The 13,117-nt window shown below is 38.0% G+C and carries 11 protein-coding genes; 3 read left to right on the top strand and 8 right to left on the bottom strand.

What is annotated here, in order from left to right; translation table 11 throughout:
* Window positions 1-45: 45 nt before the first annotated feature.
* The 5 genes from gspG to gspC all read right to left on the bottom strand — a co-directional run bounded on the left by gspG (window position 46) and on the right by gspC (window position 6,491).
* Entirely contained in the window at window positions 46-477 is a 432-nt protein-coding gene (gene gspG / locus DWA31_RS14050) for a type II secretion system major pseudopilin GspG (protein WP_114327203.1), read from the bottom strand.
* A gap of 105 nt (window positions 478-582) precedes the next feature.
* On the bottom strand, window positions 583-1,809 hold the full coding sequence (gene gspF, locus DWA31_RS14055) for a type II secretion system inner membrane protein GspF (RefSeq protein WP_114327204.1): 1,227 nt from the start codon (window positions 1,807-1,809) through the stop codon (window positions 583-585).
* Window positions 1,809-3,362: a type II secretion system ATPase GspE gene (gene gspE / locus DWA31_RS14060; RefSeq protein WP_114327205.1), complete on the bottom strand. Its 1,554-nt coding sequence runs from the start codon at window positions 3,360-3,362 to the stop codon at window positions 1,809-1,811. Before gspE ends, gspF begins: the two co-directional genes overlap by 1 nt.
* A complete protein-coding gene (gene gspD, locus DWA31_RS14065; RefSeq protein ID WP_114327206.1) occupies window positions 3,362-5,497 on the bottom strand; it encodes a type II secretion system secretin GspD in 2,136 nt (711 codons plus the stop codon). The genes gspE and gspD overlap by 1 nt, the downstream gene beginning before the upstream one ends.
* 46 nt (window positions 5,498-5,543) lie before the next feature.
* The gene (gspC, locus tag DWA31_RS14070) at window positions 5,544-6,491 is read right to left on the bottom strand and encodes a type II secretion system protein GspC (RefSeq protein WP_114327207.1); all 948 of its coding nucleotides are present in this window, start codon (window positions 6,489-6,491) and stop codon (window positions 5,544-5,546) included.
* Window positions 6,492-6,751: 260 nt separating this feature from the next.
* Between gspC and hslR the strand changes: the two genes are divergently transcribed.
* From hslR to pckA, 3 genes are all read left to right on the top strand, one after another.
* Window positions 6,752-7,150 carry a ribosome-associated heat shock protein Hsp15 gene (hslR, locus tag DWA31_RS14075; RefSeq protein WP_114327208.1) on the top strand — a complete coding sequence of 133 codons (399 nt, stop codon included), beginning with the start codon at window positions 6,752-6,754 and terminating at the stop codon, window positions 7,148-7,150.
* A gap of 35 nt (window positions 7,151-7,185) precedes the next feature.
* Complete coding sequence (gene hslO, locus DWA31_RS14080) at window positions 7,186-8,067, top strand: Hsp33 family molecular chaperone HslO (RefSeq protein ID WP_114327236.1); 882 nt, start codon at window positions 7,186-7,188, stop codon at window positions 8,065-8,067.
* Between the two features lie 316 nt (window positions 8,068-8,383).
* Window positions 8,384-9,994 carry a phosphoenolpyruvate carboxykinase (ATP) gene (gene pckA, locus DWA31_RS14085; protein WP_114327209.1) on the top strand — a complete coding sequence of 537 codons (1,611 nt, stop codon included), beginning with the start codon at window positions 8,384-8,386 and terminating at the stop codon, window positions 9,992-9,994.
* A 297-nt stretch (window positions 9,995-10,291) separates the two neighbouring features.
* Here pckA and envZ read toward each other — a convergent pair whose 3' ends face one another.
* The 3 genes from envZ to DWA31_RS14100 all read right to left on the bottom strand — a co-directional run bounded on the left by envZ (window position 10,292) and on the right by DWA31_RS14100 (window position 13,096).
* Complete coding sequence (gene envZ, locus DWA31_RS14090) at window positions 10,292-11,587, bottom strand: two-component system sensor histidine kinase EnvZ (protein WP_114327210.1); 1,296 nt, start codon at window positions 11,585-11,587, stop codon at window positions 10,292-10,294.
* Window positions 11,588-11,606: 19 nt separating this feature from the next.
* On the bottom strand, window positions 11,607-12,329 hold the full coding sequence (gene ompR / locus DWA31_RS14095) for an osmolarity response regulator transcription factor OmpR (RefSeq protein ID WP_114327211.1): 723 nt from the start codon (window positions 12,327-12,329) through the stop codon (window positions 11,607-11,609).
* A 257-nt stretch (window positions 12,330-12,586) separates the two neighbouring features.
* On the bottom strand, window positions 12,587-13,096 hold the full coding sequence (locus DWA31_RS14100; protein ID WP_136038003.1) for a hypothetical protein: 510 nt from the start codon (window positions 13,094-13,096) through the stop codon (window positions 12,587-12,589).
* Window positions 13,097-13,117 lie beyond the last annotated feature (21 nt).

The raw sequence follows: 13,117 nt of genomic DNA on the forward strand, positions 1-13,117 counted from the left end.
TTTTGCCGACTAAATTGGATTTTACAGCAACAAGGTGAAAGCTTACTACTGATAATCGCCGAGGTTCCAATTACCTATATCATCTTCTGTTCCAACTTCGCCATCAGGTCCTGATGAAAACACATCCATTTTACCTTGCTCACCTGGATTCAATAAAATATATTCGTTACCCCAAGGGTCTTTAGGTAAACGTTTAACATAACCACCCTCAGGAAAACGGCGTGGAATAGGCTCTATATCGGTTTGTTCCGTTAACGCCTCTAACCCTTGCTCTGTACTTGGATAGTCATAATTATCTAATTTATACATGCTTAAAGAGTTTTCTAGTGCAGTTACATCTTGTACGGTTTTTTGTAACTTAGCCGTGTTTTGGCTACCCATTAAGTTTGGTACTACCACACTTAACATCATGCCGATGATGACAATCACTACCATGACTTCTAATAAGGTAAAACCTTGCGTTTTTTGTTTATTCATTTCTTTATTCCTAACGTCCTATTAACGTGAACTAATTTACGGCGCTTCGACTGCTTGTGCTCAGGATGAGCGGTACTTAGCGTTTTCCCTGCTATTGTTGAAAGACTAGCCGCCAACAAAGGTATTCAATTGCAATATCGGCTCTAATATTGCCATCACTATAAATAATACTACCCCTGCCATGACTACCATAAGGGCAGGTTCAAAAGCTTTCAATGATATATTCATTAATGCTTCAAATTCTTTATCTTGGTTGTCTGCAGCACGACCTAACATTTGCTCAAGCTGACCACTTTTTTCACCACTGGCAATCATATGCAACATCATAGGGGGAAATAGTTTAGTTTGTTCTAACGACAAACGTAAGCTAGTCCCTTCGCGAACTTTGTCAGCCGCTAATTTAACTTGCTGCTTAATATATAAATTATCAAGTACTTCACCTGAAATCTTCATGCTTTCTAATAAAGGCACTGCACTCGCTGAAAGTATACTTAACGTACGAGCAAAACGAGCAGTATTAAGACCTTTAACAACTTTCCCTATACCCGGAAACGCTATAACTCGTTGATGATAAGCCATCTCAAACTTTGGATTTTTCAATAATTGCGAGAGCAACAACATGATTATCGCAATAAATAACATAATATAAAAACCATTGGCTTGTAAGAAATCACTACTGGCAATTAAAAGCTTCGTTGAACTGGGAAGGCTAGCGCCCATGTGTTCAAATTGACCCACAATTTGTGGCACCACTTTCGTTAATAAAATAGCAATAACACCAATAGCAACAACGGTCATAATAACAGGGTAAACCAATGCTTGAATGAGTTGTGAACGCATTTGTTCTCGTTGTTCGGTATAATCAGCTAGCCGATTCAATACTTTATCTAAATGGCCTGATTTTTCTCCCGCGGCAACCATGGCACGATAAAGGTGGTTAAATACTTTCGGGTATTCAGCCATACTTTCTGCCAAACCATAACCTTCGGTAACTTTAGTGCGCACTCCCATGATCATACTTTTAATAGTGTTTTTTTCACCTTGTTCAGCGATGGCGACTAATGCTTCTTCAAGGGGTAAACCCGACTCAACTAAGGTAGCTAATTGACGAGTGATTAATGCCAGTTCAGCAGCAGATACTTTGCCTTTATTACTTCGGTTATTCGTTTTTCCTGTTTTTTTTTGTTTACTGGCTAAAGTCGGTACAACTTCTGTCGGCATTAAACCCTGCTCACGAAGTAATGCCCGTGCTTGCCTTGGGGTATCACCTTCAATAACACCTTTTTTAGTTTTGCCTTTACTGTCTACGGCTTGGTAATCAAAAGCGGCCATTAATCTTCTCGCGTTACGCGTAATACTTCTTCTAAAGTGGTTTTGCCTAACATGACTTTATCAAAACCATCACGGCGAATAGAAGCGGTATGTTGACGAATATATTTTTCAATAGCCTGTTCACCATGACCGTTATGAATTATTTCCCGAACCGTATCGTCAACCACCAACAATTCATGAATACCTGTTCTGCCTCGATAACCTTTAAAATTACACTCAGCACAACCAGTAGCGCGATATATATTTTGGCTATTATTCTTTGGTAAACCAAGTAAAGCACATTCTTCTTCATCAGGTAAATGACTCATACGACAATGAGGACACAGGGTTCTGACTAATCGTTGCGCCAAAACACCCAATAAACTTGATGATAACAAAAAGGGTTCAACCCCCATATCTTCCATACGAGTAATAGCACCTGCTGCCGTATTAGTATGCAAGGTAGATAACACCATGTGCCCAGTTAAACTAGCTTGCACAGCAATTTGTGCTGTTTCTAGGTCACGAATTTCGCCTACCATCACCACATCAGGATCTTGACGTAAAATAGCGCGTAAACCACGAGCAAAGGTCATGTCTACTTTCGTATTTACTTGCGTTTGACCAATACCTTCAATGGCAAATTCTATGGGATCTTCAACGGTTAAAATATTGCGTTCCTTGGCATCAATTTGGGTTAATCCGGCATACAGCGTAGTACTTTTACCTGAGCCTGTGGGGCCTGTAACCAAAATAATACCGTGCGGTTTTTCTATCAAGGTTGAGAAATTAGCACGGTTATTATCGGTCATGCCTAAGTCTTCAAGGTCTAATCTAGCCGCATTTTTATCGAGCAAACGTAATACGACACGCTCACCATGCCCTGTTGGCATAGTGGATACTCGAACATCCACCGCTCTACCACCAATTCGCAGCGAAATACGGCCATCTTGTGGAATACGTTTTTCAGCAATATCCAATTTTGCCATCACTTTTATACGCGAAACCAATAAAGACGCTAATTTTCGATTAGGTTTTAAGACTTCACGTAAAATACCATCAACGCGAAAACGAATTTGCAAAGCACTTTCAAAGGTTTCAATATGGATATCACTGGCACTTTCTTTGATCGCTTCACTGAGCATGGCATTGATCAATTTGATGATTGGTGCATCATCTTCATTTTCTAATAAATCTTCGCTTTCTGTGATTTCATCGGCAAGGGAATATAAGTCTACTTCATTACCAATATCTTCCATCATTTGTTGCGCTTCTGAAGAGTCACGTTGATAAGCCTGCGTTAGCAACAATTCAAACGAGGCGATATCTTGAACATCAAAACTAAACGGGGCTTTAATAATACGTCGAACTTCAACAATGGTTTCTAAACTGATATTGGCTAGACAGTGTAAAACGTAACCTGTTTCATTTTTACTGAATAAAACACTATAACGTTTAGCAAAAGCGAAAGGTAAACGCCAAGCAATAGCGCTTAATTTATGGTTATCAAGCTCAGTTGATTGCTCACTATGTTGTACTGCTACCTCGGTAGCTTGAATAAGGTCTTCAGACATTAATCGTTATTCTCTTTTGGTAAACTACCTTCTACTGTCTTGTCTTGCGGTGTATGCGCTTTCTCTTGCTGCAGTTTATCTTGATATTCATCAAAAGAAGGTGGCAATGCTAAATCATCATTCCATTTGGGTAATATTGGTAATTTTGAATTACTCATTAATGACAAACCTTCCTCTTGCTTACGGATTTGATCTGCACGAATAAAGTTATATTTTTCCTTAGCCATGGTATTCATTACTTCTGCGTCGCTGATAATAGTTGGACGAAGAAATACCATCAAATTACGTTTGCGAGTGCTGTTTGACGTCGATTTAAATAGGTGACCAATAATAGGGATATCACCCAGTAGTGGCACCTTTTGCACACTTTCTTGTACATCTTCATCAATCAAACCACCTAAAACAACCGTTGCACCACTCTCCACCATAACGGTTGTTTTGATTTCTCGTTTATTAATAGAAATATCAACCCCGGTAGCACCGCTCACTGAAGAAACCTCTTGTTCTATGGTGAGCTGTACGCTATTGCCTTCATTAATTTGTGGTGTTACTAATAACTTGATACCCACTTCTTGTCTATCTACAGTTTGAAAAGGATTACTATTATTACTACCTGTTTGTGAACCAGTTATAATAGGTACTTCTTGACCTACTAAAAAGTAAGCCTCTTCATTATCGAGTGTGGTAATACTGGGAGTTGCTAAAATATTTGAATTACTATCAGAGCTTACTGCTTGCACAATAGCGCCCCAGTCATTTTTCATAATGCCAAACATGCCACCGCTAACGGAGCCTAATAATTGTGCTAACAATGTATAATCACCATTGGTATCTGGGTTTTTTATCGTATCGCCATTTTCCTTAATGATGGTAGTACCTTTTTCACCTTCCGCCGCTTTACTTGCTGCGCCTATACTAGTAATAGGCGCTGGACCATTGGTAAACTGTGTAAAAGCACCTTGCTCGCTGTACCATTGCACACCAAGTTGCACACCGTCAGTTTCAAACACCTCAACAATTATCGCTTCAATATGCACTTGTGCACGAGGCACATCTAGTTGACGAATAACCGACTCTAATGAACGTAGCATATCGGGCTGGCCAGTAATAACTAAAGAATTAGTTGACTCATGCGCTTCAATGCTGGTTTCAGCTTGTGATTTGCTACGCGACTTTGAGTTCGTTGTGGCGCCTTCAGAGGCAATCGTTTTACTAACACCATTAAGCACTTTAACGAGATCTTCTGCTTTAGAATATTTAAGATAATAAACGCGAGTATTACCACTCGTTTCTAATTCACTATCTAAGCGTTTAACTAAACGAATAACACGTTCTCGTGCTTTCACTTCGCCACTAACAATAACGCTATTGCTGCGATCATCGGCAACAATTTTTGGAATTAAAAACGTTGGCTGGCCTGCTTTACCACTAGTCGGCTTATTCATGGCTTCAATAATACGCACCATTTCACCCGCTGAAGCATAATGCAGCTTGATAATTTCTACATCTTGATCGCCTGCTCTATCGACTCTTTCAATAATTTTTACTAGGCGATTTACTGTTGCCGCTGTACCTGTAAGCATAATCACGTTAGCAGGATCGTAATTAGTAACATTACCACCACCTGCTTGATCGGATAATTGACGTAGTAGCGGTACTAACTCACGCACCGTGACATTTTTCACTTCAACAATACGGGTAACCATCTCATCACCAATAATGCCACTTTTGCTACCAACAACAGGAATCGATGAAGTTTTAGCATCTTTATTTCGAATGATTTTGATTATATTATTATTCATTTTCACAGCGGCAAAGCCGTAAACTTCGAGCACATTCAGGAAAAATTGATAGTATTGCTCTTCCGTTAAAATATCATAACTACGCACATTAACTTTACCCCGCACATTAGGGTCAACAATCATGGTTTTTTTCAGGTTTTTACCGACAATTGTTACAAATTCAACAATGTCAGTATTTTTAAAACTCGGTGAATATTGATTGGCACTCGCTTGCCCAACAGCAAAAACACCACTAAAAGTAAGCGCTGTTATCAAAATCACGCATAATTGCTTGAGTTGCTTAAACTTATGAGTTAACTGCTTAACCACAAATACGTTTAAGGTTGTGCCCATGAAAAATTCCTTATTATTCTTATCTTATAAATAATTATTGTTATATTTAGTCAATACTAAAAAGTATCTCTATCAAATCATTTTTACGCTCAATCAATAATGATATATCACGTTCTGTTTTTAACGCTGACAGTGCTTGCGCAGCTTCTAAGGGTGCCCGTAAATCATAACCATTCATTTGCACCGCTATATCGCCAGATTTTAAACCTGATAATTTAAAAAACTCAGGTTTTTTACCGGGAGATAATCGATAACCAATAATTTTTCCATTTTCACGAGCGGGAGAAATGCGCAAGTAATCGGTTATTTTTCCGGGATCTTTTGATATATCAGACCTTAATTGTACTGCATTTCGTGTTAATTCATTATTCGAACGGAGATCGACCACATTAGCTTTATTCAGCGTTTTTCGGGAACCATTATCAACCCTTGCGTTGATCGTCTCTTTTTTATTAGCAATATTTTGAGCCGGTTGGTTATAATCAGCACCATCAAGCATTAAGGTTTCTAAACGGCCTAACTGTTTAATGATCACTCGGTCAATGAGTACTTGTTCAAGACTAGCACGTGTGCCTAAAATAACATCACCAATACCATAGGTTTCCTGCTTGCCTTGGTATTCTATAATAGCTGCAGCAGTCTCCGTTTTATCACTGGCAACCAAACCAGACAACGTTAGCTTCAAGCGAGTTACTGGTGCATCAGTAATCTGTTGAACAACTTCTTTTACTTGCTCATTGTATTGACCAAACAAGTTAAGTGACTGCAAAGCAGATAAATTAAAATGCTGTCCTGTTGAACTTGTCTGCTTCACACCTGCCGATAGTGTTGAAGTAGATGTTATAGGTGCTTGCGGCACTAGCAACCACGTTATTTTAGCGGCTAAAAAGGCAATGTAAATTAACAACAATAAGCTAATAGCTTGTGCTATTTTCTGTTGAGGTAATTTTGCCAAATTAGCGGCAAATAATGTAAAGTTATCGCTTATAGCCATTTATTCATATCTTTATTTTACTCTAATGATTGTACCATCTATCAAGAGAAGTATAACGGTAAAAAGCACGTTATTTTCAAAACTCCAATTGCTTGATAATACTTGAGCATTAGCTCCGCAACAAGCAAAGCACATAATTATTAACTATTATTTACATTCACCTTAATATAATAGACGAAGTGTGGGCTAAAATATGTTATTTTCAGCAAAATTTATGCGTGCACTTTTGGTCTACTTTACTTATAAAAAAGCAATCTTCTATGGCAATAGCAAATGAGAATAGTTCAACCCGATTAGACAAGTGGCTTTGGGCAGCGCGTTTTTTTAAAACTCGTGCCATTGCTAAGCAAATGATTGATGGTGGTAAAGTCTTTTATAATGGTCAACGAACCAAATCAGGCAAGTCTGTTGTTATTGGTGATTCGATAAGGATTCGTCAGGGTTTTGATGAAAAAGAAGTTGAAGTGATCGCCTTAGCGGATCAGCGTCGTGACGCAACTTTTGCTCAAAGCTTATATGAAGAAACCAGTCAAAGCATAGAAACAAGAGAAAAAAATAGCTTAGCGCGTAAGCAGGGTATATTGCTCAGCCCCGCAAGCGACACTAAACCCGACAAAAAGCAACGTCGAAAACTTAGAGAATTTAAAGAAAGGATATAAGCACTATGTCTAATACCGACATAACTAAAAATACGATTGCGGCCACAGACGTGCTTAATCGCTATTTATTTAATGACATGCACGTACGTGGCGAGTTAGTACAATTAAGTAATAGCTACCAAAGCATTATTAAAAACCACAACTACCCAATTGGTGTTCGTTTGTTACTTGGTGAATTAATGGCTGCGACTTGTTTACTCACTGCAACATTGAAATTTGAAGGAGAAATCACTGTGCAACTGCAAGGTGATGGCCCTATTGGTTACATGTCTGTTAACGGTGATCATAATCAAAAAATGCGCGGTATTGCCAAGTTAAAACCTGAACAAGAGCAAACAACGGCCAACTCATTACATCAACTTATTGGCAAAGGCACCATGGTTATTACTATAAGACCGGAAAAAGGTGAAGCTTATCAAGGTGTGGTTGCGTTAGAAGCAGCAACACTGGCTGAGTGTTTAGCGCATTACTTTGATGTGTCTGAGCAAATCCCCACTAAAATTTGGCTTTTTAGTGATGATGCTAAACAGCAAGTTGCCGGTAGTTTAATACAGCTATTACCTGATGGAGACGGCAGCAGCGAAAATTTGACTAAGCAAGAGAGTGACTTTGAACATATAGCGCAATTAACAAATAGCATTAGACCCGATGAAATCTTTTCACTTGAAGCACAAGCTTTATTATACCGTTTATACCACCAAGAAAAAGTTAGCTTATTTGACCCACAAGCTGTCAGCTACCAATGCGGCTGTTCACGCGTTAAATGTTTAGGGGCTATTTCACAGATAGAGCCAACTGAAATTGAATCAATACTGGCGGAACAAAGTAAAATATCGATGACTTGTGATTATTGCTTAACCACTTATGACTTTTTTTATGAAGATTTAAAAAGTTTCATTTCGAAAGATATACATTAGTTACAAACTTTCATTTTAGTCTATTGTTTTTATATAAAGCACTCTTTTGGATAATTATTACCTAATACCAGCTAAAAGAGTGTACAACTCCTGCCCCCTCCTAGCCCTTACCCTTATTATTGTTGTAAAATTACCTACAAGAAATATCTCGCTATTCTCACTATTTCTGTTGCTTATACTGAAAACTTTCATCTTAGGTTATTTTTTACTTTCGTTTTGGTGCTTAATCCCATAGAATGTCGCCTTATTAAATACAATGAAATTTTTAGACTTAACTACAAATTAAAATCAGTCACACCTTAGGAGTGAATTCGCTATGACCGCCCCAGAAAACTCAATTGATTTGTCACAATATGGCATTAATGATGTTACAGAAGTTGTTTACAACCCATCTTATGAGTTGCTTTTTAGTGAAGAAACAAAAGCTGATCTAGAAGGTTTTGATAAGGGTGTAGTGACTGAGCTCGGTGCAGTTAATGTCGACACTGGTATTTTTACAGGTCGCTCTCCTAAAGATAAATATATTGTACGTGATGATGTAACACGCGATACCGTTTGGTGGTCTGATCAAGGTAAAAATGATAACAAACCAATGACGCCTGAAACATGGGATCATTTAAAAGGCTTAGTAACCACACAACTTTCTGGTGAACGTTTATTTGTTGTTGATACTTATTGTGGCGCTGATGAAGCGACACGTTTAAAAGTACGCTTCATTACGCAAGTTGCATGGCAAGCCCATTTTGTTAAAAACATGTTCATTCGCCCAAGTGACGAAGAATTAAAAACTTACGAACCAGATTTTATCGTAATGAACGGTGCTAAAACGGTTAATGATAAGTGGCAAGAACAAGGTCTTAACTCTGAAAACTTTGTTGCATTCAACTTAACTGAAAAAGTGCAATTGATTGGTGGTACATGGTACGGCGGCGAAATGAAAAAGGGTATGTTCTCAATGATGAACTATTACCTTCCGCTACAAGGTATTGCTTCTATGCACTGTAGTGCTAACGTTGGTAAAGACGGTGACACTGCAATTTTCTTTGGCTTATCGGGCACAGGTAAAACTACACTTTCAACAGATCCTAAACGCCAATTAATTGGTGATGATGAACATGGTTGGGATGATAATGGTGTATTTAACTTTGAAGGTGGTTGTTACGCGAAAACAATTAACCTAAGCAAAGAAAATGAACCAGATATTTACAACGCTATTCGTCGTGATGCTTTATTAGAAAACGTTACCGTTGACGCTGAAGGCAAAATAGATTTTGACGATAACTCAAAAACTGAAAACACACGTGTTTCTTACCCAATTCATCACATTGATAACATAGTTAAACCTGTATCTCGTGCTGGTCATGCTAAGAAAGTAATTTTCTTAACGGCTGATGCTTTTGGTGTATTACCACCGGTAGCTAAATTAACACCTGCGCAAACAGAATATTACTTCTTGTCTGGCTTTACGGCTAAACTTGCCGGTACTGAACGTGGTATAACCGAACCAACACCTGCTTTCTCAAGTTGTTTCGGCGCGGCATTCTTAAGCTTGCATCCAACTCAATATGCAGAAGTACTTCGTAAACGCATGACAGATGTAGGTGCAGAAGCCTATTTAGTGAATACCGGTTGGAATGGCACAGGTAAGCGTATTTCAATCAAAGCGACTCGTGCAATTATTGATTCTATTTTAGATGGCTCAATTGATAAAACTGAAACAACGGTTATTCCGATGTTCAATTTAGAAGTTCCAAATACAGTTGCAGGTGTTGAAGGTGATATTCTTGACCCAAGAAATACTTATGAAGACGCTAATGAATGGCACACTAAAGCGGTTGATTTAGCTAACCGTTTTGTTAATAACTTTGATAAGTTCACTGATACTGATAATGGTAAAGCATTAGTTATTGCAGGACCACAACTGTAATTAATTTCTAAGTTACAATTTAGAAATTACAGTTACGAACATATATACCCGTTCCGCTTGAAGATGCATGATTCAGCTGGAATTAGAAACGCCTTTAGGCAAGACATTGATTGAAGAGAATGGTTGTTCAGGAGAATATTCTCCTGAATAACCCTTAATAAAAAAATGTGCCTTGATTATGAAACGCTCAGACTTCCTGAAACGAGCATTTCAAGTGGAACGGGTATAGAACAAAAAAGTCACTAATAAGTAATTATTAGTGACTTTTTAGTTAACAAACCAATACTTGTAAAAACACTAGAACTTTAATGGCAAGCTGACCTTAGCTTGTAAACCACCTTCAGGCTTATTAGATAATTCAACATTACCACCATGCGTATCAACTATACGTTTAATAATCGCTAAACCTAAACCGCTACCTTCTGTACCCCTCGCTTTATCACCTTGGGTAAAGGGTTGAAATAAACGTTCAATATCAGCCTCAGGAATACCGTCTCCCTGATCACTAACAATAAAATAAGCATAGCCTTTACGTTTATCTACACCAGTAGAAATATCTATATCGCCCTCAGTGTAGCGCAACGCATTTTGAATTAAATTGGCTAATGCGCGCTTAACAGCCACATGACGCAATGGAATTTTAGGGCACTCTTTAGTAATAATGTGCATATTTCTATTTGCCGGTATTTCAACACTAACAACTTCTTCAACCAATACATTTAAGTCACCAAGTACCGCTTTATCTTTCGAGTCATGACGTATATAGTCAATAAATTGATCAATGATATTATTCATATCATCAATATCCTTCTCAATACCATCCTTTAAAAACTCATCTTCCGCTGACATCATTTCACTGGCCAAACGTATACGTGTTAACGGAGTTCGTAAATCATGAGAAATACCCGCCATTAACAGGTTTCTGTCATCTTCCAACTGTTTGATACCTTTTGACATATGGTTGAATGCTTGAGTTACCGCCATGATTTCAGAAGTGCCATACTCGATTAGTGGTTCAGGAAAATCACCTCGACCAACATCCTCCGCGGCATGCTGTAAAGATTTCAGCGGTCTATTGATTTGCCTTACAAATAACCAGCCCCCTGCAACACTGAGTACACCGAGAATACCAAGAAAGATAACTAACGGTGAAAAATTTGCCTCCTCTAATCCTAGTAAAGGAATTTTTACCCACAGGTTAGGAGCCTGCGGAGGTCTAATCCAAAAAAGGTATTCATCTCCTTGGGAAATTCGTACCTCGGCAAATCCGCCAAGTAATTCAGACATTTGCTCACTGCGATACGGGTAATAACCTGCTAAACCTAAACCTAACTTAAGGGCTTCTGCTTCTCGATATACACCAATACCTGTTTCACGATGAAAAGCTTCCGCCATTTTAGGGCTTATACGGGCGTCTTTTATATCAATAAAAACAACACGTATTTGCTTAGCTAATAATTGATTTATTTGTTGCTGATTAGGCTCGATAACATACAAGGCAAAAGAAATATAAGAAACGACTTGATTCACAAACAGCAAAAAACCGATAAGTAAAACAGTTTGACCAAAGGCACTACGGGGTAATACTTTCATAACATCACTAACTCAACAATTAAGTAACGTTACCATCTGGCACAAAAACATAGCCTAATCCCCAAACCGTTTGCAAATATCTTGGCTTAGCGGGATCAATTTCAAGCATACGACGTAAACGAGACACCTGTACATCAATACTACGTTCAAGGGCAGAATAATCCCTTCCACGGGCTAAATTCATTAATTTATCACGCGATAGTGGCTCTCTAGGATGGGTAACCAGCGCTTTTAATACCGCAAATTCGCCACTCGTTAATGGCATACTAACATCACCTTTAACCATTTCTCGTGTTGCTAAGTTAAGATGATACTCACCAAAGGATATAGCGTTTTCTTCCATGGATGGTGCCCCCGGAGCCTCTTGCACTCTACGACGTAAAACAGCCTTTATTCGTGCTAATAACTCTCTTGGATTAAAAGGTTTCGGCATATAATCATCTGCGCCCAGCTCTAAACCAATTATTCGGTCAACTTCATCTCCTTTAGCGGTAAGCATAACAATAGGAATATTATTATTTTGTTGACGTAAACGACGACAAATAGATAAACCATCTTCACCTGGCAACATCAAATCTAATACCAACAAGTGAAAATTTTCACGTTCAAGTAGTCTGTCCATTTGTTCTGAATTAGCGGCACTACGAACCACAAAACCCTGTTCCACCAAATATCGCTCTAATAAAGAACGCAAACGCATATCATCATCCACAACTAATATTTTTTGAGTTTCTTTGGTCATCATCTTTCTCGAATTACTTTTTATAATTAATATAGATACTCATGTTACCTCGAAAGGCTCGTTTCAGGCATTTTGAAGTATCATGAGTATAGTTCACTTTACTATAAGTGATGTTAGTCATGATTAAAAAGGTTGAAAAGTAAATGTTTCCATCTATTTGTTACAATTTATGACTATAGCTCAATCACTTAAAACGGGTTGAATTATCTAAACCGATGGAGTTAACTTATCTAACAGCCAATTTAATCAAATGGCCTTTATTTTAGGTAGTGAATTGCTTGCTCGGTGACACATTGGATAAAACTTTTTTTACGCTCATTGCTTGATAACGCATGAATAGCATTGTTCACTAAAAGCATTTTTTGTTGACGTTCAACCTTAGGTAAATGTGCTAATTGTTCATGAAAACAACCAAGCAAACCAAAGTTTATAGCAACATCTGACTGTATAGTGTCATCACCAAGACATAATGCCAACTTCTGGGCTAATCGATTTTCATCCATTGTTAAAACTAGATCAGAGAGCTGATAATCAATAGGATCAACTTTACGTTCAATATTACAAGCGTAAAACATATCAGCAACGGCAATCACGGGAATAAGTTTTTTATGTTGCTCACTGAACCTTTGCTTCAACCAAGCATTATGTTCTTGAGCACTTTTTTTCTCTGTGTTTACCCCTTTAGAAAGATCTTGTGCTAGTAATGCACTTGTTAACAGTACACTTGTTAACAACACAGAAAATAGCACGATAAATGGTATTTTCATTGAGTATATAATTAATTTTTT

This window comes from Candidatus Colwellia aromaticivorans, from assembly GCF_003333305.1.
In the GTDB taxonomy this organism is placed as follows: domain Bacteria; phylum Pseudomonadota; class Gammaproteobacteria; order Enterobacterales; family Alteromonadaceae; genus Colwellia; species Colwellia aromaticivorans.

Coding starts and splice junctions, on each gene's coding strand:
- gspG (WP_114327203.1), bottom strand. CDS start 477: ATGAATAAACAAAAAACGCAAGGTTTTACCTTATTAGAAGTCATGGTA.
- gspF (WP_114327204.1), bottom strand. CDS start 1,809: ATGGCCGCTTTTGATTACCAAGCCGTAGACAGTAAAGGCAAAACTAAA.
- gspE (WP_114327205.1), bottom strand. CDS start 3,362: ATGTCTGAAGACCTTATTCAAGCTACCGAGGTAGCAGTACAACATAGT.
- gspD (WP_114327206.1), bottom strand. CDS start 5,497: ATGGGCACAACCTTAAACGTATTTGTGGTTAAGCAGTTAACTCATAAG.
- gspC (WP_114327207.1), bottom strand. CDS start 6,491: ATGGCTATAAGCGATAACTTTACATTATTTGCCGCTAATTTGGCAAAA.
- hslR (WP_114327208.1), top strand. CDS start 6,752: ATGGCAATAGCAAATGAGAATAGTTCAACCCGATTAGACAAGTGGCTT.
- pckA (WP_114327209.1), top strand. CDS start 8,384: ATGACCGCCCCAGAAAACTCAATTGATTTGTCACAATATGGCATTAAT.
- envZ (WP_114327210.1), bottom strand. CDS start 11,587: ATGAAAGTATTACCCCGTAGTGCCTTTGGTCAAACTGTTTTACTTATC.
- ompR (WP_114327211.1), bottom strand. CDS start 12,329: ATGACCAAAGAAACTCAAAAAATATTAGTTGTGGATGATGATATGCGT.
- DWA31_RS14100 (WP_136038003.1), bottom strand. CDS start 13,096: ATGAAAATACCATTTATCGTGCTATTTTCTGTGTTGTTAACAAGTGTA.